Source organism: Serratia sp. 3ACOL1, assembly GCF_003668775.1.
GTDB lineage: Bacteria > Pseudomonadota > Gammaproteobacteria > Enterobacterales > Enterobacteriaceae > Chania > Chania fonticola.
Genome location: NZ_CP033055.1, coordinates 1,142,413 through 1,163,089, shown reverse-complemented (window position 1 = coordinate 1,163,089; position 20,677 = coordinate 1,142,413). Strand labels below are relative to the sequence as shown.

Annotated in this window: 28 protein-coding genes; 13 read left to right on the top strand and 15 right to left on the bottom strand. The window is 48.7% G+C overall.

Annotated features, from left to right (window positions below; genetic code table 11):
- Positions 1–243: a phage holin gene (locus D9980_RS05365; RefSeq protein WP_121608956.1), complete on the bottom strand. Its 243-nt coding sequence runs from the start codon at positions 241–243 to the stop codon at positions 1–3.
- 77 nt (positions 244–320) lie between these two features.
- Positions 321–1,349 (bottom strand): site-specific DNA-methyltransferase, encoded by a 1,029-nt coding sequence (locus tag D9980_RS05360; protein WP_121606641.1) that lies wholly within the window; start codon positions 1,347–1,349, stop codon positions 321–323.
- 292 nt (positions 1,350–1,641) lie between these two features.
- Between D9980_RS05360 and D9980_RS05355 the strand changes: the two genes are divergently transcribed.
- Together D9980_RS05355 and D9980_RS05350 are read left to right on the top strand one after the other, a co-directional pair.
- Positions 1,642–2,670: a hypothetical protein gene (locus tag D9980_RS05355; protein WP_121606640.1), complete on the top strand. Its 1,029-nt coding sequence runs from the start codon at positions 1,642–1,644 to the stop codon at positions 2,668–2,670.
- Between the two features lie 7 nt (positions 2,671–2,677).
- Positions 2,678–3,253, top strand: a complete 576-nt coding sequence (locus D9980_RS05350; RefSeq protein ID WP_121606639.1) for a hypothetical protein — start codon at positions 2,678–2,680, stop codon at positions 3,251–3,253.
- 77 nt (positions 3,254–3,330) lie between these two features.
- Here D9980_RS05350 and D9980_RS05345 read toward each other — a convergent pair whose 3' ends face one another.
- The 11 genes from D9980_RS05345 to D9980_RS05290 form a co-directional block, all read right to left on the bottom strand.
- Positions 3,331–3,693 (bottom strand): antiterminator Q family protein, encoded by a 363-nt coding sequence (locus tag D9980_RS05345; RefSeq protein ID WP_121606638.1) that lies wholly within the window; start codon positions 3,691–3,693, stop codon positions 3,331–3,333.
- Between the two features lie 75 nt (positions 3,694–3,768).
- On the bottom strand, positions 3,769–4,587 hold the full coding sequence (locus D9980_RS05340) for a putative phage abortive infection protein (RefSeq protein WP_121606637.1): 819 nt from the start codon (positions 4,585–4,587) through the stop codon (positions 3,769–3,771).
- Positions 4,588–4,617: 30 nt separating this feature from the next.
- Entirely contained in the window at positions 4,618–5,604 is a 987-nt protein-coding gene (locus D9980_RS05335) for a DUF968 domain-containing protein (RefSeq protein ID WP_121606636.1), read from the bottom strand.
- Positions 5,601–6,170: an MT-A70 family methyltransferase gene (locus D9980_RS05330; protein ID WP_121606635.1), complete on the bottom strand. Its 570-nt coding sequence runs from the start codon at positions 6,168–6,170 to the stop codon at positions 5,601–5,603. The genes D9980_RS05335 and D9980_RS05330 overlap by 4 nt, the downstream gene beginning before the upstream one ends.
- Positions 6,167–7,057 (bottom strand): DNA cytosine methyltransferase, encoded by an 891-nt coding sequence (locus D9980_RS05325; protein WP_121606634.1) that lies wholly within the window; start codon positions 7,055–7,057, stop codon positions 6,167–6,169. The genes D9980_RS05330 and D9980_RS05325 overlap by 4 nt, the downstream gene beginning before the upstream one ends.
- Positions 7,054–7,266 carry a hypothetical protein gene (locus D9980_RS05320; protein WP_121606633.1) on the bottom strand — a complete coding sequence of 71 codons (213 nt, stop codon included), beginning with the start codon at positions 7,264–7,266 and terminating at the stop codon, positions 7,054–7,056. Before D9980_RS05320 ends, D9980_RS05325 begins: the two co-directional genes overlap by 4 nt.
- Positions 7,263–7,607: a hypothetical protein gene (locus D9980_RS05315; protein ID WP_121606632.1), complete on the bottom strand. Its 345-nt coding sequence runs from the start codon at positions 7,605–7,607 to the stop codon at positions 7,263–7,265. Before D9980_RS05315 ends, D9980_RS05320 begins: the two co-directional genes overlap by 4 nt.
- The gene (locus D9980_RS05310) at positions 7,604–8,662 is read right to left on the bottom strand and encodes a hypothetical protein (protein ID WP_202913975.1); all 1,059 of its coding nucleotides are present in this window, start codon (positions 8,660–8,662) and stop codon (positions 7,604–7,606) included. The genes D9980_RS05315 and D9980_RS05310 overlap by 4 nt, the downstream gene beginning before the upstream one ends.
- Positions 8,659–9,057 carry a DUF4222 domain-containing protein gene (locus D9980_RS26940; protein ID WP_238393687.1) on the bottom strand — a complete coding sequence of 133 codons (399 nt, stop codon included), beginning with the start codon at positions 9,055–9,057 and terminating at the stop codon, positions 8,659–8,661. Before D9980_RS26940 ends, D9980_RS05310 begins: the two co-directional genes overlap by 4 nt.
- A 189-nt stretch (positions 9,058–9,246) precedes the next feature.
- Positions 9,247–9,780 carry a YmfL family putative regulatory protein gene (locus D9980_RS05295; RefSeq protein WP_121606630.1) on the bottom strand — a complete coding sequence of 178 codons (534 nt, stop codon included), beginning with the start codon at positions 9,778–9,780 and terminating at the stop codon, positions 9,247–9,249.
- Between the two features lie 27 nt (positions 9,781–9,807).
- Positions 9,808–10,017, bottom strand: coding sequence for a Cro/CI family transcriptional regulator (locus D9980_RS05290; protein ID WP_121606629.1), 210 nt, complete (start codon positions 10,015–10,017; stop codon positions 9,808–9,810).
- A 102-nt stretch (positions 10,018–10,119) separates the two neighbouring features.
- Here D9980_RS05290 and D9980_RS05285 point away from each other — a divergent pair, with 102 nt between their 5' ends.
- The 8 genes from D9980_RS05285 to D9980_RS05250 all read left to right on the top strand — a co-directional run bounded on the left by D9980_RS05285 (position 10,120) and on the right by D9980_RS05250 (position 15,634).
- Entirely contained in the window at positions 10,120–10,764 is a 645-nt protein-coding gene (locus D9980_RS05285; RefSeq protein ID WP_121606628.1) for a LexA family transcriptional regulator, read from the top strand.
- Between the two features lie 327 nt (positions 10,765–11,091).
- The gene (locus D9980_RS05280; protein ID WP_121606627.1) at positions 11,092–11,322 is read left to right on the top strand and encodes a hypothetical protein; all 231 of its coding nucleotides are present in this window, start codon (positions 11,092–11,094) and stop codon (positions 11,320–11,322) included.
- A gap of 266 nt (positions 11,323–11,588) precedes the next feature.
- On the top strand, positions 11,589–12,209 hold the full coding sequence (locus D9980_RS05275) for a 3'-5' exonuclease (RefSeq protein WP_121606626.1): 621 nt from the start codon (positions 11,589–11,591) through the stop codon (positions 12,207–12,209).
- Complete coding sequence (locus D9980_RS05270; RefSeq protein WP_121606625.1) at positions 12,206–12,664, top strand: hypothetical protein; 459 nt, start codon at positions 12,206–12,208, stop codon at positions 12,662–12,664. Before D9980_RS05275 ends, D9980_RS05270 begins: the two co-directional genes overlap by 4 nt.
- The gene (locus D9980_RS05265) at positions 12,664–12,999 is read left to right on the top strand and encodes a hypothetical protein (RefSeq protein ID WP_121606624.1); all 336 of its coding nucleotides are present in this window, start codon (positions 12,664–12,666) and stop codon (positions 12,997–12,999) included. The genes D9980_RS05270 and D9980_RS05265 overlap by 1 nt, the downstream gene beginning before the upstream one ends.
- 43 nt (positions 13,000–13,042) lie before the next feature.
- Entirely contained in the window at positions 13,043–13,288 is a 246-nt protein-coding gene (locus D9980_RS05260; protein WP_121606623.1) for an excisionase, read from the top strand.
- On the top strand, positions 13,269–14,396 hold the full coding sequence (locus D9980_RS05255) for a site-specific integrase (RefSeq protein ID WP_121606622.1): 1,128 nt from the start codon (positions 13,269–13,271) through the stop codon (positions 14,394–14,396). The genes D9980_RS05260 and D9980_RS05255 overlap by 20 nt, the downstream gene beginning before the upstream one ends.
- 284 nt (positions 14,397–14,680) lie before the next feature.
- Positions 14,681–15,634 carry an HNH endonuclease gene (locus D9980_RS05250; RefSeq protein ID WP_121608954.1) on the top strand — a complete coding sequence of 318 codons (954 nt, stop codon included), beginning with the start codon at positions 14,681–14,683 and terminating at the stop codon, positions 15,632–15,634.
- A 268-nt stretch (positions 15,635–15,902) separates the two neighbouring features.
- On the opposite strand, the gene D9980_RS05245 is transcribed toward D9980_RS05250, so the two are convergent.
- Together D9980_RS05245 and icd are read right to left on the bottom strand one after the other, a co-directional pair.
- Positions 15,903–16,586 (bottom strand): DUF2971 domain-containing protein, encoded by a 684-nt coding sequence (locus D9980_RS05245; RefSeq protein ID WP_162304236.1) that lies wholly within the window; start codon positions 16,584–16,586, stop codon positions 15,903–15,905.
- Positions 16,587–17,001: 415 nt separating this feature from the next.
- A complete protein-coding gene (gene icd / locus D9980_RS05240) occupies positions 17,002–18,255 on the bottom strand; it encodes an NADP-dependent isocitrate dehydrogenase (RefSeq protein WP_121606620.1) in 1,254 nt (417 codons plus the stop codon).
- Positions 18,256–18,395: 140 nt separating this feature from the next.
- On the opposite strand from icd, the gene rluE reads away from it, so the two are divergent.
- From rluE to mnmA, 3 genes are all read left to right on the top strand, one after another.
- On the top strand, positions 18,396–19,022 hold the full coding sequence (gene rluE, locus D9980_RS05235; RefSeq protein ID WP_121608953.1) for a 23S rRNA pseudouridine(2457) synthase RluE: 627 nt from the start codon (positions 18,396–18,398) through the stop codon (positions 19,020–19,022).
- A gap of 9 nt (positions 19,023–19,031) precedes the next feature.
- The gene (locus D9980_RS05230; protein ID WP_121606619.1) at positions 19,032–19,478 is read left to right on the top strand and encodes an NUDIX hydrolase; all 447 of its coding nucleotides are present in this window, start codon (positions 19,032–19,034) and stop codon (positions 19,476–19,478) included.
- Between the two features lie 95 nt (positions 19,479–19,573).
- Positions 19,574–20,677, top strand: a complete 1,104-nt coding sequence (gene mnmA / locus D9980_RS05225) for a tRNA 2-thiouridine(34) synthase MnmA (protein WP_121606618.1) — start codon at positions 19,574–19,576, stop codon at positions 20,675–20,677.

Genomic DNA, 20,677 nt, shown 5'->3' with positions numbered 1-20,677 from the left:
TTAATCCCCCTCAGGATGAATAATGATGCCCCTTTGGGCTGCATGCTCCATGGCCTTTGTCTGGCGGCGCTTGTAATAAAAGTTGGTAAGGAAGGTCGCGATACCGATCACGATGCCGCTAATCACCGCCACCTGGTTCCAGTCAATGTTCTTAAACCATTCAACTAGCCATCCCATGGTGATAAGCGTCCCAGAAGTAAAGTAAGAGAAGAATGTCGCTATTTTCTCCGGCATGATTTTCATAACCTCCCCCAGGTCGGGGTCTTGCCCGATCATCGGGTGATAGATATAGAAAAGCCCCGGACTATGCCGAGGCTCGTTTATCCCTCCGGGTTTATCTCCCTGAAGGTTTGATCGAATCGTTCCTTTTCCAGCTCCACGCCTAGGCCAATACGGCCCAGCTTTATCGCCTCTTTGATGGTGGAGCCGGATCCCATAAAGAAATCTGCCACCACATCACCAGGGCGACTGCTGGTGTTGATAATGTGCGCCATCATGGCTGCTGGCTTTTCGCAAGGGTGCTTGCCTGGATAATACTGCACCGGTGGGAATGTCCAGACATCGGTATACGGCACATCCACAGACACGGAGAAAGGCCGCCGCAATTGTTTGTACTCCTGGCAAAGCGCCTTGTATTCCCGATTCAGTGAGGCATATTCACGCACAAGAACATGATGCGGCTTATCGAGCCAACCAGCCTGGTGCTGCTCGATAGCCTTACGCCGGAAAAGCTCTTGTAGCGCCAGATACTGTTTTTCGCTGGGCAGGTGCCATTGGCTTTCGCTAAACCAGTGGCTGGCCATCTGGCGACCTGTGGCGGCGTTTATCTCTTTGGCTGATACGTTCAGTGCCTGCCGTGCCGATTTGAAATAGTTGATCAGCGGTTTGAAGACGTTTTGCTTCAGCTCAGAACACTTGGCAGCGTGGCCGGTATCTTTTGACTGATACGGCCCGGCATAATGCCCCGCAAAGATGAGCCGCTCGGTTGCCGGGAAGAAAGCACGTAGGCTCTCTTTGTTCTGGCGTCTCCACGGCCCGGAGGGCTTGGCCCACACGATATGACTCAGCACGTCGAACCGCTGGCGTACCAGCAGCTCAGTATCTGACGCTAACCGGCTGCCACAGAACATGTAAAGGCTGCCGCTCGGCTTGAGTACCCGCCAAAACTCAAGCAGTAACGCATCTAGCCAGGCTAGATAGTCTGCCTCGGTCTTCCATTGGTTATCCCAATCACAACTCTTTACCCGGTAATACGGCGGGTCAGTCGCGATCAGGTCGATGCAGTTATCAGGCAGGGTTTTGATGTATTCGATTGTGTCAGCGTTGACAAGACTGGTACCTAAAATCATGAGCGCCCTCTTTTGATAGGCTCATACCGCTGTTAAGCAGCATGGGCAAAGGTTCGCTTGTGACCGAAAAGCATGAGCGACTGGCGGTTAGTTTGCTGGTAACACGCTAACCGCTGCCCAACTCACAAACTCTAAAACGACAAAACCCTGCCGGTGCAAGGTTTTTTGATTGGATAAGCTACTAACTGCGTAATCACTCTTACCACATTACAATTAATTTTGCGTACGCGTTAGCAATTATGTAAAATTTATTTACACAGCAAATTTTTTAGCAAAAATACGGATATCATACATGGCCACTTTGGATGCTTTTAGCAGGATCATCACACATCATACAGTTACCATTGATACAAAATTTCGTACAAAAAAAATGGATGAAAGCACCAAAGCGAATTGCACTTGCCCTATACCAACAATGCGTGATCTTGTTTTGTTGATACAGGCTCAGAAAGGTATGGAGCATAGCTATGAAAAAGGTGATCTAGTTCTCACTTTACAAGATGCAAAGCTATTCTCGACTAGAACTGATAAGGCTCCGACACACCTTGGTTTATTAATTAATGCAGTAGATAAGAATGGTAGCACTACCGTTTTGAAAAACACGCAAACAAATGCTCGAACCGAAATCGCTCCAAAACACGAGGAAGGTGAAGGCTATGAAGTTTCATCTCATGTACTCATATCGCTAGATGGGACAATGAGAACTTACGACATGAGTTTTATGCCCATACCCGGTATCTCAACAGCTAAAATGAATGGATTTTTAGACAGAGTTTTGTATAAAGTAGCTAAAGAAAATGAGGGGAAATTCACTTGCAACACCATGACAAATATTGTTTCTTCCTCTACAAATAAACCAATAAAGGTTTTATACAAACCCGTTTTTGACATAAGTGGAAAATTGGATCAAGAGTTATTTAATAAAATAAATAAAGAAGGACTTTCTGACGTAATTTTATTTAAAAATGAATTTAGAGTCATAAATGCTCCAGATGTAAATGCAGCAATTATTCCTAAAGAAACCACACTAAGGCTAGTTCCTAATCATGGCCCAAATGATGTAATTGGCTGGTTACGTTCTATATCGAATTATTTCAAAGACGACAATCATGGCGGCTTTGATATGATTAAAATAAAATTCAAAGAACCAGAGACTGGCGCAACAAGACAGGTTGACTTCCAAACCTCAAACATTAGGCTTGATAGCCTTGAGAAAACATTCATAAAAAAAAGTGTTTTGACCAATTTTTCATCGCGCCTAAAGGACTCTTATGATAGTATTAATTTAGAGTTTGTAATAAAAATAATAGAAACTATGTGAGGTTCATATGTTTAATATTTTTTCACACTTACTAAAACCTTTTAGTTACCTTTTTATAAAGGGGATTAGCGGGAAGCAGGCTTATGATTGGTACGCACCTGCTTTTCTAACAACACTTTCAATTTTGTTTTTCTATACTTTTAGCATCCCTGAAAGTGAATTACTTAAAGATGGAGGTTTCGTTAAAGCTGTTTCCGGGTTCATATCTAACTTACCTGGTTTCTACATTGCAGCACTTGCTGCAATTGCGACCTTCAATCGAGAGCAAATTGACCACCCTCTAATTGGCTTAAATGGAACACCATTTATTAAAGTGAAACGAACTAAAGAAAATGGAAGAACTATTGATGTTCAAGAAAAACTCACCCGAAGATTATTTCTTTGCATGATGTTTGCATTCCTTACTGCATTGAGTATTAGCATTGTAATGCTCAATGCTTTTGCCGCGCCAGTAATAAATACGATTAAGAATGGCATAGTAAACTGGTGTTATATTGTTGCATTCACTTTCTTTTCTTGGCAGATGTTAGTAACAACCTTTTTTGGACTGTATTATTTAGGTGACCGCATCCATGTAAATTAATGATATGGGGTTTAGAAAAATGACTGCATTATAAGCCCCATATCTGTCTTACATCGATCCTTGTTCTCTCATTCTTGCTATATGTCCATATCCATTTTTACATCAAGCATGGCCAAGCAACCACCTACAAAGCCCTCCGCCGTCTGCATCATTTTTCGCACTGTCCCATCAGAGCATTTACGCCCCCGCGCGATTGAGCGAATTGACTGCCCATACAGATGATGTCTCATGACTAGTTCATGCTCCTCAGGCTTAAACTTAAGCAATTTAGCTATGCAGCCATCGATCATTAGACCGTCATTGTCACTGCATGCCTGCTTACCGCTTGATTGCTGCGGCATTAGCCTTTTAAACCCGGCTGCTATGCTGGAATATCCAACACCTTTGTTATCACGAGCCCACACGCCCCACCGGGACAAAACTTCATACATATCTCTCATGCTAATTCTCCAGGTGTCTGGCCCGCATACCAGCTCACCAATTAATCCACACATTAACCCTATTCTTGCGACTGTTTAATTAGTAGTTGGCTCCTCTGATTTAACCACTTTAGGTTGAGGTAAAGCTCTACTATCAATCAATAGTGCATGTCTTATATCTAAAAGCTCGCTAATTGGCATATTATCAAATATCATAAACTCAATGGCATATCTTTCAAACGCCTGCCCCTCAGCATAAATACAGTTATAAAACAACATCAGAAGCTCATAATTCGATAGCTGAGCTCTCACTATATTAGCATATTTTTTCTTTTCACCTGAGTTAAGCTCAGACTCAGAAATAAATCTAAATATATTAAATAAAAAACGGAAATAATGCCCAAGATCCTGTTGCCGTTTCTTATATATCTTACCATAAAAATGCCCTAAATTAGTCTTGTAGACTGAACTGAATTTCTCATTAAGTATATTACTTTCCCTCTCCTTCATTGCGAATGACGTAAATCCTTTTTTTAGGTCAACCAAATAAATGAACTTAAAACAATCCCTTCCTTTCCTATCTTTTTTCCCAAATATATCCATATCACTAATAATATCTTGCAATAAACTCAACATTTGAAAAAGACTGGACTCAAATTGCTGAACCCTCATGAATCTTGCTTGCTCTGAATAAGTTTTTCTTGCCTCTTTGAATGAACTCACTTGCATTCTATTATTAAGTAAAACACCAATGAAAGCCATGGCCGAGAATATCGAGGTCAGAAACCCCCACGAGTCACCAAATTGGCCAAGCTCTTCACGACCGACGCCATAAAACGGTCCTTCTAAATAAAAGGACGCTATAAAATAAAAGAAGCAAACAAATAGTACTATTGCTGAAATTATGATATTCATTTTCTCTCCCTCTTAAAGATTGTCATAATTCTACAGTATTGCACCAACACTTAGCGACCCATCAATGAACCTATACCACAACTCGATTTGACTACCGTGCTCCACTTCCCACCGTGACACGTCACGGTGTAAATCCTCATGATGCTGACGGCATAGCGGAATGGTGAGTAGGTCATGGGCCTTGGTTCCCATGCCACCCTGCCCGTGGCCAATGATATGATGAGGATCGTCAGCTCTGGACCCACAGCAGACGCATGGCTGCGACTTAACCCACTGCAGATACTTCGGGTTCACCCAGCGGTGACGCTTCGGGATCTTCATGAGGGATTGCGGTGGCTCTGGGTCTATCTTCAACACCTTGATCGCCTTGCTGGCCTTTGCCGCCACAATCTCCTGCGCCGCTGGCGTATGGGTGATATCAACCTCCCTTTTGATTCCTGCTGGTACCGTGTAGGGTTTCACACGCAAGGAGGCAGCTGATACATCCTCTGGCAGAAGATCGGCAAGGTCATGGAGTACAGCCCACCAGCACAACTCAGGCAAGGTTAGCTGGTGGCCTTCCGGCAACAGGAAATGGCCACGCACGCGATCGACTATCCAGGCGGCCCTGTTCGTATCAGCGATTACATCAAGCTTTGGTAGTGTTTGCCCGGTATAGAGGTTGTCGTGGCTCTGACAGAGACGTAATGCACTGCTGCCGTAGCGGAGGGTTACCATATGCCGAGAGTGCTCACCATCGGCCTGGCAGGCTGATATCTGGGATACCCAATACTCCAGCGCGTTAATGCCACCAGCGGCACGGATCACCCTTTCTTGCTGATAGAAAGGCTGGAAGCGTGGATCGTTCGCTATCAACTGATCAGCAGCAGGCAGCGCACCAGATGGTAGCTTGCTGAATTCGTGCGGCTCGGTTGATATCAAGACACGCCCGCCGAACATAGGCAGCAGCGCCTTGCCCGGCTTGAGGAAAACCAGTCCTAACTCGGGCTGGATGATTGGTTTCAGGAGTGCTCTCACGCGGTCACCTCAGCCTTACCAGGTACCATAATCACCGACTGATCACACTGATTTCCCCAGGTATGCCAGCCAGGCGCCTGCTGACGGGCGAACAGCTCAATACGTGGAATATCCCCCAGCAACTGCACCAACTTCTCTCCGAACACCTCAGGCTTTGCGCTGTGGTCCATTCTCGGGGCAGTGATATGCTGGCAGATCGATGCATCCAGGCGAGGTGGTAACCGTCCCTTGACGGCAAACAAGCAATCTTCACTATTGGCGCGGGTCATGTGGCCCATACCGATCGCGCTGTTGCCCTTGTTGCGGTTCGTCTTGTGCCAGGTGAAACCCTTCATGGTCATTAATCGGAAGCCCCAGGCCTCTACAACCTTCAATGCTTCGACCGGTTGAGTCGGTACCCACCACATTGCCAGTAAGCAAGATTCCGCAGCCAAGTCCCAAACGGGTAAGCGGCAAATATCGGCAACCTTCATCGTTGAGTATTTGAAACCAACCCCACGTTTGCCATCGGCGCACTTGTCGTTATAGGTCCACGGTGGATCCGCATAAATCAGACGGTATTTCATGCAGCGCCCCTCACATGCTTCATGTAGCGGATCATCTCTTTGCCCATCCATTCACCGACCTGCTTGCTCACACCGTTACCGATCTGTTTGTACGCTGAACTGTCGGAAACGGGGAAAGTGAACCAATCGGGGATCCCTTGTAGGCGGGCATATTCCCGAACTGAATACGGGCGAACGCCGAACGGGAAACGCTTATCAACAACCAACCGAGTGCTCTTGTCTTTCGCGTAGTGAGCAACACAGGTCGGCGCAATGTCACCCCTTGCCGGATCGCTGATAATCGGCAGGTCACGATAGCCACCATTAAGGCGCTTTTTGATTGCTGCAGGCAGCGTCACTCGTGGTTCTTCCTCCAAAATTGAGGCCAGTGCCACCGGCTTTGTGTTCTCAGGTGGGCGAATTGGGAACGGGCGACGAGTGCCGATGATGATCAGCCGGTTACGGCGTTGTGGTAGCCATAGCTCTGACTTGACCGGACAGAATACCGTTACATAATAATCTGGCATCTTGGTCATGGCCTCCATGACGATCGGGAAAGCCAGCATGCCAGGGACGTTCTCAGCGCCGAAGAATTCAGGCCGGGCTATGAACATATGGCGTAGTGCGTGGAGATAGAGCTCGTCACCGGTACGTGCTCCGTGTATGTCTCCGATCGTGGAATACTTGGTGCATGGGTACGTGAAGAACATCCCATCGCAAGTATTCTGATCGAGCACAAGCTCTTGTGTCAGGTCGCACTGCTTGATGTGGTCGCCCAGATTGTGCCGGTAGGTCTTGCAAGCATCGGGATCCATCTCAAAGGACTGATTGATCTTGATCCCCGCCTCCAGCAAGCCGATATCCATCAGCCCTGCCCCGCAGAAATAGCTGTTAACTGTTACCGTCATACAGCCCCCTTCGTAGCTCGACGCGCCAAGCGCTTAACGCCGTAGTAATCCCGGCCAAAGTTCTGGCGCTGCCATGCGGTCAGCCAGCCGCGCTTTATGGCATAGGCCCGAAATTCTCCGCGATCCTGCCAAGTGCGAGCGGCTTCACGCAGTAGGTACCAGCGGCGGAGGTGATGCAGGATCTCCCTCGTTCCTGTGATAAACGTCATGCGGCCTCCTGCTCTACGGCTACCAGGCGGTAGAAATAAACCATCTTCCCGGACTCGGCTCTTACCATTTGACGCTCCTTGATCAGGCCATTACGTGGCTTGCTGAATTCACGCAACCGGGCGCTGATCGCTGACTGGGTATCAGCCACGCCGTACATCTGCAAAACCAGCAGCTCCAAATCACGCAGAGTGCGCCACGTTGCGCCTGCGGCGGCAAGCATTACCCTGGTCTGTTGGCTTTCTGGGTTGTCTTTGAGCATGCCAGCGCGAACTAGGCCACGAATGCCGGTGTTGATGCGGTCGCTTTCGAATACGTCCACAGGGATCGTTAATTTTTTCATGATGCCAACCTCGCTAAATCGTTCTCGCTGGCCTTGGTCAGTGCCTGCGCCCAAATACCTGCCCACGCCTTACGGGCCTCGTAATCCGTGATGGTTCGGCCAAATGAACCCGCCATTTCCTTAGCAAGCCTCTCCACCTCGTTGCGCGGCTTGCGGCGCTGAGAGATAAGGCGTTCATAGGCTTCGTCACGGGCGGCGGTATCCAGTTTTTGAACCTTCGGCAGATCGTTGGCCCGTTCCTCTTTCACCTTGAGGTAGCAGCCCTCGGTGATCAGGTAATCGAAGTCTTTACGGCGCCACGTTTTGCCCGAATGGGTGTCAGGCCGGTCTTCAAGCATCCAGCGACATTTCTTGGCGATGTAACGCAGGTAGGCGCCCCACTTCTCAACGTTCAGGTCGTACTCTTTCCAAAGCTTGCGCAGTACCTTGCGACGGGCTTCGGTGATCTTGAGAACCTTCGGCAGCTCAGGGAGCGTGGTGTGGAATAAATCCAAAACAGAGGCGTAATCGATTTTCAGAGGATCAACCGCTTGTTGGTCACCAGGCGAAGCCGGGGGACGTACAATCTCTGTTGTATTCTCTGCTGTAGTCTCTGTGTAATCTCCTGTAGGAATGGATGCGGGATTTCCCCTAACCTGTTCGCTGGTTTCCTGCAAACTTGCCTGTGGGTTTTCCGCATTCTTGTCTGCTGGTTTGCCGCATCCTAGTTTGCGGGTTTTCCGCATACTGGATTGCTGGTTTTCCGCATGCTGGATTAACAGGGTTTCCAGGGCGATTTCGTTAACACGGAAGAACAGCTTGGCCGGTACTCCACGGAGTTTCTCTTCCAGTACGCCAGCGGCGATCAGCTTCTTACGTGCGCCTTCCTGCTCGTAACGGGTCAGCCCGGTTTCAGTGGTCAGCTCGGCTTGTGTCTTGTAGAACCAGCCGTCCATCCTGTTTTGCCAGTAGACAAGCTGGGACAAGAGCACTGCTCCGGTAACACCGGCACCGATAGCAACGAATGAAGGTTGAAAGGCGATCGGTCTATCAAGCAGTTGCATGAGGATGCTCATTGCTCCACCTTCTTGAATTTTTTACCGAAGTCGCGGCGCGGGCAGGCGCAATCATGCTCATAGCCTGGACGCCGGAAAATGACTCGGTGGTTCAGTTGATCAACCCCAGTCACGCGAACTATCACGCCGTGACTGTCACGACAGAGCATTTCAAACGGCACGATTACCTCGTTTTCCATTCGATCCTCCTTTGGGCTTTTTCGGGGTTTGAAAGCGGCAGTGCTGGCGCGCCTGCGCGAGGCAGTCGTCGAAGCAACGCCCTTTGCGGCTGGCTTGCGACATGCGGCGGTAGAGATCCACGCCCTCTTCTGCCCCCCCCTGGCAACATCTTCGGGAAAGCCCTCGCCAACGAGCTGCGCCACGATGTTTTTACGGATGAACTCGATCGGGTTCATGGGCGGGCTCCTTTAGTCAGGAACTCCCCGTTACCCACAACCCAGGCCGCAAAGTTGTGGTTGATGGCCAACCACCGGCCCTGTACATTCAGCTCATACCGAAACGCTGTAGCTGACCGCCCACCGGTAACAGCGCGGCAACGAAGTTGCGGAATACCCGCTAAATTTCGTACACTGCTCATGCGTTAATTACTCCACACGTTTAATTGATGCGACCGACGCCCGGGACCGCATATCCTGGGCGTCACCCTCTCCAAACATCATCACTGTCACGGCATAGATTTCTGCCACCAGTGATTGCACTCGGTACCCTTTGGCCTTAAGCCGCTTACTCTCGCTTTTATCCAGCACCCCATCGGATGTGAATTCGTTATGTGCCTGGGCAAACTGCCCCAGCGCCGCCATCAACTCGTTGAACTTGATCAGCAGCTCTTCGTTATCCACTTGGCCGACTTCCGGCAGCTTCACGAACACGCCACCAGCACGACGACAAATTGCTTCGGTGATATCAGTCCGGCCCGAGATCGATTCCATCTCGGCAGCCATACCCAACGGCACTACCTGGCCAGCGATCTGGCGTACCCGATTACGCAGCGCGTTTTCGGTACCGGTTAGCGGATCCAACTGCTTGGCCATGGCGCTGTATTTGCCAGGCGTCAGGGTGATCAACTTGTGTATGGCTTCGCTGATATCGTCCTGGGTTGGAAAGTCTCTGTTGTCCACAAGGTTTCCCCCTTTCTGTGGTTTTGGTTAAGCCGATGGAGCGGTAGACTTTTTGTAAAGCAGTGGGTTAAACACAAGCCTTCCCCCCGTGCGCGCAAATGCCTCAGCTGCGCGCCCTTTAGGGATTAGCATTCCAGGCCTTTTTCTCCATTGATAAAACGCCTCTGGAGAAATGCCGAAAAATGCAGCAGCTTTGTTTGGATTGCCAAAGTAGTCCTCCAGCTCTTTAGTGGTCATAACACCCTCCTTTTTCTAAGAATACTTAGATACTATTTCCTAATTTAATTTTGGTCAATAAAAACTAAGATAACTTAGCTTTATTTGATTGAGGGTGATGGTTTGGAAACACTCGGACAGAGACTAAAAGGGCTTAGGAAGGCCAAGAAACTTACCCAGGCTCAGGTAGCAAAGGCGCTGAAAGTTAGTGACGTTACAGTGGGGTACTGGGAGCGTGATCTTAATGAGCCGGGCGGTAAGTCTCTTACAGGGCTAGCCAGGTATTTCGGTGTAACAGAGGAATATCTACTTTATGGGAAAGATGATGTTTCCAATGTAGCGCCGGCCACTCTCGGCTCAACAAGAGTTCCTTTAATTAGCTATGTGCAAGCTGGTGTTTGGACGGCTGAAAGTGACGCGAGAAGCTTGGAGGGGAACGTAGACTATCTGCTAACAGAGCAAACCCTATCCAAAGGGGCTTTTGCATTAAAAATCAAAGGGAAATCAATGGAGCCTGACTTTAAAGAGGGCGATTTGATTATTATTGATCCAGACATAAACCCTCTCCCTGGCGATTACGTCGTAGCAAAAAATGGAGAGCATGAGGCAACTTTCAAAAAATATCGTGCGCGTGGCGTTACCCAAGATGGCCAGGACGTCTTTGAATTAGTCCCACTAAATCCTGATTATCCAACCAAAAGCTCGCTTACAGAACGCATTGAAATAATAGGTGTTCTTGTTGAGCATCGACGTTTATTGCGCCGCTAAAACCCCCTTTTCAATCCTTCCTTAAAACCTGTGTCCACAGGTTAACGAACCAAAATCTAAGTTTATTTAGCTCTTGAGCTTGACGATAAAGCTAAGTTATTTTAGATTTAAGCCATCAACAGCGAACAAGCAGGACACCCACGAAGTAGCCGCCCGAGGCGTATGAAGATCGGGATGATTCGCTCAGTAGTGGTACTCGGTAAGGAAAGCAGAGTATGAGCAAAAACGGATGTAGAGCAGTAGTGTTTAGCGTTTTGGCGGGGTCTGTCATTTGGGGCGCGCTGATTGTCGCAGTGATACGTATCGCCGAATAAGGGGATCTTAACGATGAAACCTACAGCACTTAAGCCCGGTATGCGGGTACTGATTCAGCCACATTATGCTTTAGGTGAAAAATACCACGGTACGTTCATCGAACGCGTACCACGCCATTTCACTCGGGCCGCTTACAGCATCATCCGGGTTGATGAGTTTGCGGGGGCTAAAGGCTCTGATGATCTGGGTGATACACCATATGGTGATTACGACGTTTCACGCCGTGTGTCACCACTGAAATAGCATGCGCCGTGTCGGCGGCACCGTAGCGAAAGCGAGCGCGGATATCCGACGAAATTACATATCAGGTGGCGTACTGTCCGGCCCCTTAAACCTGGATAGTCTAAGAACCACCGGAACGGTGCGCCACCTGATGTGTGAGTAATTAACCGGGAGGATCTGCGCTATGCGGGCGCCCTCCCATCTTTAAACCCGATTTTCCCTCAGCGAAAAGTTGCCAATTCTGGCGGGGCTTCGCTTTGCCGAAAATCAGTGTGGGGTAATTAGCGATGTTCAACACAATCACGATTGATACAGAAACAATGGATGTAAAGCCATCGGCAGTGATCCTTTCTATCGGTGGATTCGCTTTCAATATTCAGGATGTAAAAGGTGTCCAATCATCGATCCTTGAGATAGCCCGCAATCCAGAGCTAGCGAACTACTCCCCCGCCGCTTTTTATGGGTTGGTTGATACCTTCGGCCAGTTGATGCAAGGCCGGACAGTTAGCGCTCAAACGCAGCAATGGTGGCAAAAGCAGGAAGAGGAAGCGCATGAAGCGCTTGCAGGCCAACGTGAACCACTGAGCCAGGCGCTGGTTAACCTTACTGCGTGGATCCAAAAGCACCCGGACGCTCGCATATTCTTCCGCGGCACCGATCTTGATGGTTCGATTCTCGAAAATGCTTACCGTACCTGCGGCCTAACCTGCCCTTGGCATTTTGCCGGTAAGCGTGACGTGCGCACGTACATTGACGCCATGGTGAAAGGTACCAAAGGCTACCTGCCAAGAACCCACCAGCCATGCTTTGCCATGGTTAAACACCATTCCCTGCATGATGCCATGAATGACGCAGAACAGATGGCTATCGCCTACCAGGTGAATTCTCAACAGGTAGGTGCGGTATGAGCTTCGAGTGGGTCAACCAGCACTATGGTGTCAATGCCTGCGTCGGACGCCGAGTAATTGCCTACGGTGCACCAGGTACCATTGTGAAGGATATGGGCAACCACATCGGCATCGTTCTGGATAGTGCGCGGGAAAGAGAACCTGCACCTTACCACCCTATTGACGGGCTCATTTATGGCGATGTGGTCGAGTACAAACTGCCAAAAGTTAGCCTCTCGATACAGCGCTACCGGGAATACTGGCATTCGGAAAGCACACTCAGTTTCGCTGAATGGCTGGGGATCGATGTTCCTGAGCGAGAGTACGGCCACCACTGGAATAACCGTGGCAAGGTTCGCATGCGCAACAGTCGGGTTTCTGGCGAGTTCTGCAAAAACCTTAAAGAGGCCAAGATCAGCTATAAGCAAGCGCTGAAAGCCTACAAGGAAAGACAGAAAATCCTGGAGGCATATTGATGGCTAAACCATCTGCTGAACGTAAAGCAGAACAGCGCGCCCGGCAACGGGCCGCTGGTGATGTAGTTCGGGAATTGCGTCTGGATGTGCAGGAGAACCAAATGGTCGAAGAGGCTTGCGTGATCCGCCGTCCTGGCCGGGAACCGTATGACCTCAATGAGTACGTTTCCATGCTGATCCGTAAAGACCACGCGGAACTGAAAGAAAGGTTGGCGGAATTGAATGGTAAGCAGTGCCAGCGGTGCGGCGAACAGTTGCCGGTCGGTAAGTGCTGTCTCGATACCGAGGCGGCATGCTGGGTAAACCTTGGCTGGCATGATCTTAAATTAATGTGACGTGTCACACCCGTATGCGGCGGGCTATGTGTGGAGAAAACCTATGCTACAGATGTTAACCCTTGAAGAATGGGCAGCGGAGCGATACCGCAGTAAACCGCCCTCGCTGAATACTTTACGACGCTGTGCAAAGGAAGGCCACTTCGCCCCACCAGCACGTAAAGAAGGCAAACTATGGCGTGTACGTGAAGATGCGGAGCTGGTTGGCCCGCTCACTTCCCCAGTCATTAAGCACACTGATAATCCAAAGTTACTGAGGATCTTGAACGATGGCAGCCCGTCCACGTAAGAACAATGTTGATATTCCTAACCTATACCCGTTATTTAGCCGCAAGGTCAACAAGGTGTATTGGCGGTATCGACATCCAGTAACTGGCAAGTATCACGCCCTTGGTGATAATGAACAGGAAGCCCGTGAAATTGCGATCGAAGCGAATAACCGACTGGCGGAGCAGCGTAGCCGGCAGATCTTGGCTCTAAGCGATCGGCTGGCTCGTATTAAGGGCAAGGAAATTACTGTCAGTACCTGGCTCGATCGCTATTGGAAGATTCAGGAAGAGCGTTTGGCCACGCAAGATATCCGGCCGAACACTTTTAAGCAGAAACATAAACCCGTGGCATTGATGCGCCACAGTCTTGGCATGAAACCCCTGCCTGCTGTTGATGCTCGGGATATTGCGGCGATCCTTGATGAGTACAAAGCTATTGGGCAGGCCCGTATGGCTCAGGTTGTTCGCTCTGTTTTGATCGACGTGTTCAAAGAGGCTCAACATGCAGGTGAGGTCCCACCAGGTTATAACCCTGCAGAGGCCACTAAGCAGCCGCGGAGGAAAATTACACGCCAGCGTTTGAACCTAGAAGAGTGGCAGAAAATTTTCGATATTGCTGATAAACAGCATCAATACATGGGTAATGCGATGCTCTTGGCCATAGTCACAGGTCAGCGCCTGGGTGATATCTCAGCAATGAAATTCAGTGATGTTTGGGATGACCACTTACATATTTCGCAAGAAAAAACAGGTTCTAAGTTGGCAATACCGCTTTCTCTTCGATGCGATGCTTTGAACATATCCTTACGTGAGGTTATCTCGCGTTGCAGAGATTATGCTGTAAGTCCGTATCTGGTTCATTACTTCCGTTCGACATCAATGGCCCAGCGTGGAGCCAAGGTTTCAGGTAATACGCTGACAACCAACTTTAGCAAGGCCAGAGATAAAACTGATATTGATTGGGGAAACGGTACACCAGCAACATTTCATGAGCAACGTTCGCTCGCCGAAAGGCTGTATAAGTCCCAGGGAGTAAACACGCAGATACTTCTGGGACACAAAACACAAACCCAAACCGATCGCTATCATGATGATAGGGGCAAAGATTGGATCAAGGTTAGCTGCTAACTTGAGATGCGCTCCTTAAGTGTTTACTTGTATTAGCTCATGCTTAGCCTGTTACTTTATACTCTTGGCTTAATCAAATCCAACTGTCGGTTCTGCGCCAGAAGCGGATGCCCATAGTCCTATAAAGCGAGGTAATTGTAAGTACAGTAAAAAACTCGTCTATTGAGCATGTGGTGTATCACAATACGTTGACATCACGACGACATTGAAGATTTGACTTGCAAATTATAACCATTTGCTATTTGATGGTACAAATCAACGCTATTTATATACAGGGTAATTTCGTGGCACAGCAAGCATGGTCTTTTAAGGCTATTGAACAGGATGATTTAAGGTATTGGGGTAATGATGGTTACCATGACAACTCATCCGTCTTTTATCGTTATGATAGTTTTGTCGCTAACCACAAAAATGTTAAAGAAGGTGATATTGTTATCGTCACGAACAGAGATAGCGTCCTTGGAGTTTCTATTATAGATATAATAGCAACACAAAGCACAATAAAAAAACGCAATAAATGTAGCCACCTAGATTGTAATGCAAAAAAAATCCTCCCTCGGAAAACCATTAAACCTGAATGGCGCTGTGATAATGGTCACCAATTTGATGTGCCAAGAGTGCTTTTTGAACCGGCAGTAGAGTTCATTGCCAATTATGGAGAATACTACAAAGAGATAACAGATATTTCAATATCTCAACTCATTACCGAGACCCCGCGTTACAATGGGCAAATGTCAATTCAAGAGGTTAATCTTCAATGGGCTATCGAATTACTAGGTTCTATACCCGCTGATGTTCTAGACCTTAAGGCTGAAGAAGCAGATAATGACATACCAAACTTAATGACTGATGATCTAAGGAAAATAGTCGAGCGACAAATAAAACAGCGACGTGGACAACAAAAATTCAGAGATAAACTTTTAAAATCAAATCCTATCTGTGCTGTTACTGGATGTGAGCTCGTAGATATTCTTGAAGCAGCTCATATTGATGCATATCGAAATGATAGCCATAATCATATCAGTAATGGACTGCTGCTTCGTAGTGATATTCATACGTTGTTTGACTTGCATTTATTTGCTATAGAGCCTGAAACAAATAGTATTCGTTTATCTACTGGCCCCCTCCAACATGGTTATCAACAGTTCGAGGGCGCCAACTTAAAAATAAAACATAAAATATCGCATAGCGTTTTATTAGAGAGATGGAAAAAATTCAATTCACTAAAGGAGAAGTAATAAAGGTGATTGCCTGAGGGCTATGGCTGCTAGTTAGGTAGTGACCACGTCTTTAAACCTCAGTGTATAATGTGACTCCCCCAGCATTAAGGAGTATTTCAGCCCAGAAAAATTTGCAGGAACGAGTCGTTTTATTAGCGAGTTAGCGAGCACCTGAGTGCTCACATTTAAAACGCCCGCAGACACATGAAATCACTTTCAGGGTTATCATTTTAGATGATTTTTAATTCCCATTTGTAATTTCCTGATTTAACAATCTCCTTTGCAATTATATTTTTGATTGCAAGATACTCAAGAGATGATTTTTATATTCAGGCTTTATGTTTGGACCAAGTATAACAGACTTTATTGTGTCTTCGATAAGTGGCAGTATAAAACCAGAGTCATCATTGACATTATCATCAACAATCTTAACAATTCTAGTTTCAGCTTCATGCTCCCAAAACCTTGCCTTTGTCGCCAAGGATTTTTGATATATCTCTTTTATTGATTTGATTGAAACATCATACCCTTCATCATACATTTCTTTATGTTTTTCATACTCTCTAGTACTCTCAAAAACATCTAGGTGATAGTCCGCTATTGAATCCCAGACAGCCAAGAGTGCTGTATCAATTACCGGAAACTTTTCGGAGTACACTACATCAAAAAGATATGCGTCTTCTTCACTAAGTCTGCAAATTTTTTCTTCGTCATACTCCACACAAATGCCGCTCATCGAATCGGCATAATAAGCCCACATCAATGCATTAAATGGACTTCTAGTGAAACAGGAAATTCTAACTTTATTTCTGAAAGAAGTATCATTTAACTTAGGTTCTATTAGACTTGATGTATAGTCCGTATAATAATTATTCACTATGCTCATATCTATGCTCTCACCAAGCCAAGCCTCTAATATACGATTAAGACGAGGTGTTTTACTGTCTAGAGGTGGAAACCCGCTTTCCACAATGCAATCGAGCTCATAGGGATCGTTGAAAAGATGAGGGGGATTCATGTAAATTGTGTTCTCTGATATATTTCTGAGAGAGTATTCCGTTGGAGGGTAGAATTTATACATCGCTGCAAAAGCCTGGTTGTATTTTAGAGGTCTCAGATAGTACAGCCTTCCACACTTTTAACCAATACCATTCAGCTTGATATACAATCATCAGTGGTAGAACCCGATATTAGGTTGCCCATCCCAGCAAACGATTCTGCCCTACCGTTTGTACCAAGTTCAATCTTAAGCCTCTAGGCTCAAAAGCACCCAAATGGCCGAGTTTTGATAACTTGTTTTGATAACGTTTTGATAACCGTTGCAATTGGAATAATAAAAAACGGGAACCATCAGGCTCCCGTTATCATTCAACGCACAAACACACTTACATGTGTTTAACGATAGCGTCGCCAAACTCGCTACATTTCAGTAGCTTAGCGCCTTCTAGCTGACGTTCGAAATCGTAGGTCACGGTCTTGGCAGCGATAGCGCCTTCCATGCCCTTAACGATCAGGTCAGCAGCTTCAAACCAGCCCATGTGACGTAACATCATCTCAGCGGACAGGATGATGGAACCTGGGTTCACTTTATCCTGGCCAGCATACTTAGGCGCGGTGCCGTGGGTGGCTTCAAACAGCGCACAATCGGAACCGATGTTGGCACCAGGTGCGATACCGATACCGCCAACCTGAGCGGCCAGGGCGTCGGAGATGTAGTCACCGTTCAGGTTCATACAGGCGATCACGTCGTATTCAGCCGGGCGCAGCAGGATTTGCTGCAGGAAGGCGTCGGCGATCACGTCTTTAACCACGATCTCTTTACCGGTGTTCGGGTTTTTGATTTTCAGCCATGGGCCGCCGTCGATCAGTTCACCACCGAACTCTTCACGTGCCAGTTCGTAGCCCCAATCCTTGAAGGCACCTTCGGTGAACTTCATGATGTTGCCTTTGTGAACCAGCGTCACTGAATCACGATCGTTGGTGATCGCATATTCGATGGCCGCACGAACCAGGCGTTTGGTGCCTTCTTCGGAACAAGGCTTAACGCCAATACCGCACTGCTCTGGGAAACGGATCTTCTTCACGCCCATTTCGTCACGCAGGAATTTGATCACTTTGTCGGCTTCTGCAGAACCCGCTTTCCATTCGATACCGGCATAGATGTCTTCGGCGTTTTCACGGAAGATCACCATATCGGTCAGCTCTGGCTGCTTAACCGGGCTTGGTGTGCCCTGGTAATAACGCACCGGGCGCAGACACACGTACAGATCGAGCTGTTGGCGCAGTGCCACGTTCAGAGAACGAATACCGCCACCCACTGGCGTAGTCAGTGGGCCTTTGATCGCTACGCGGTAGTCACGAATGAGTTCCAGAGTTTCTTCCGGCAGCCACACGTCTTTCCCGTAAACGTGGGTGGATTTTTCACCGGTATAGATTTCCATCCAGGAGATTTTACGTTCGCCGTGGTAGGCCTTTTTAACCGCTGCATCCACCACGTGGATCATGGCAGGGGTAACGTCAACGCCAATACCGTCACCTTCGATGAACGGGATGATAGGGTTATGCGGAACAACCAGTTTACCCTGGGCATCAACCGTAATCTTTTTACCTTCTGCCGGAACAACTACTTTGCTTTCCATCAACCTCTCCTTTCTGTCTTCAAGCGCAATTTTTGTTAATGCTTTGTAAGATGCGTGTCAATACTACTTGAATATTCAGCTCGCGCCAATCCGAAACGGATTAGGCTATAATGCGCTTATCATTCGAAATCTCAAAGACCATGACTAAATTCTCTGTTAAAAATCACCAAGTTAAACGATTCAGCCGCAGTAAACCCGCAGCCCGCCAGAAATCGCAGGCACCGCGGCGAGTGGTTATCTTCAACAAACCCTTTGATGTGTTACCACAATTTACCGACGAAGCCGGCCGCGTCACCCTGAAAAAATTCATTCCTTTCAGCGATGTTTATGCCGCCGGGCGCCTCGATCGCGACAGCGAAGGCTTACTGGTGCTGACCAACGACGGCAAGCTACAGGCGCAGCTAACCCAGCCCGGCAAACGCACCGGTAAGATTTACTATGTGCAGGTGGAAGGCGAACCACAGGATAGCGATCTGGCAGCATTGCGCCTTGGCGTTACGCTGAACGATGGGCCAACCCTGCCCGTTGGAGCGGAACGGGTCGAAGAGCCAGAATGGCTATGGCCGCGCAATCCACCGATCCGGGAACGCAAGACCATCCCCACCAGTTGGCTGAAAATCACGCTCTACGAGGGCCGAAACCGCCAGGTGCGTCGCATGACGGCACATATCGGCTTCCCTACCCTGCGCCTGATTCGTTACAGTATGGGCAATCTTTCTCTGGGGAGCTTGCAACCAGGGGAATGGCAGACCGTCGATTCACTATAAGGAACCGCCATGTTTAAGCCGCACGTCACCGTTGCCTGCGTGGTTCATGCCGCCGGTAAATTTTTGGTAGTCGAAGAAACCATCAACGGTAAAGCCCTGTGGAATCAACCGGCCGGCCATCTCGAAGCGGATGAAACGCTGGTCCAGGCCGCCGAGCGCGAGCTGTGGGAAGAAACCGGCATCCGCGCCACGCCGCAGTCTTTTCTGCGGATGCATCAGTGGATCGCGCCAGACAGCACGCCGTTTCTGCGCTTCTGCTTTGTGATTGAGCTGGAGCAGCCGCTGCCCACCGAGCCGCAAGACGATGATATCGATCGCTGCCTGTGGCTCACCGCCGAGCAGGTCCTGGAGGCTGAAAACCTGCGTTCACCGCTGGTGGCTGAGACGATCCGTTGTTATCAGCAGCCGGAACGCTACCCGTTGTCGCTGGTTGCCAGCTTTAACTGGCCGCTTTAACCGCAAATAAGGGCCGTGCGCGCAGGCAGCCAACGTGGTAAAATCCTGCGCTTGTTTTTTATCGCACAGTACGTGTTCAAGTTCGTGAGATCCCCATGTCAGACAACAGCCAGAAAAAAGTGATCGTCGGAATGTCCGGCGGCGTCGACTCTTCCGTTACCGCCTATCTGTTACAACAACAGGGCTATCAGGTCGCTGGGTTGTTCATGAAGAACTGGGAAGAAGACGACGACGAGGAATACTGCTCGGCCGCCACCGATTTGGCCGATGCGCAAGCCGTCTGCGACAAGCTGGGCATCGAGCTGCATACGGTGAACTTCGCGGCGGAGTACTGGGACAACGTGTTCGAGCTGTTCCTTGAAGAGTACAAGGCTGGCCGTACCCCTAACCCGGATATCCTGTGCAATAAAGAAATCAAATTCAAAGCGTTCCTGGAGTTTGCGGCGGAAGATCTGGGGGCGGATTTTATCGCTACCGGTCACTATGTCCGCCGCCAGGACGTGGACGGCAAAAGCCGCCTGCTTCGCGGCGTCGACGGTAACAAAGACCAGAGCTATTTCCTGTATACGTTAAGCCACGAGCAGGTTGCGCAAAGCCTGTTCCCGGTCGGTGAGTTGGAAAAGCCAGAGGTGCGCCGCATTGCGGAGCAGTTGGAACTGGTCACCGCCAAGAAAAAAGACTCTACCGGCATCTGCTTTATTGGCGAACGTAAATTCCGCGACTTCCTGGGCCGCTATCTGCCAGCACAGCCAGGCCCGATTGTTAGCGTCGACGGCCAAACCATCGGCGAGCACCAGGGCTTGATGTATCACACCCTTGGCCAACGCAAAGGGTTGGGCATTGGCGGTATGAAAGACAGCAGCGAAGATCCGTGGTACGTGGTGGATAAAGACGTCGCCAACAATATTCTGGTGGTCGCCCAAGGCCACGAACATCCGCGCCTGATGTCTATCGGCCTGATCGCCCAGCAGTTACATTGGGTGGATCGCCTGCCGTTGACACAACCTCTGCGCTGTACGGTTAAAACCCGTTATCGCCAGCAGGATATTCCTTGCACCGTGACGCCGCTAGACGCCGAGCGCATCGAAGTCCGCTTCGATGAGCTGGTCGCAGCCGTCACCCCAGGCCAGTCCGCCGTGTTTTATCAGGGCGATATCTGCCTGGGCGGCGGCATTATTGAACAGCGTATACAGGAGTAA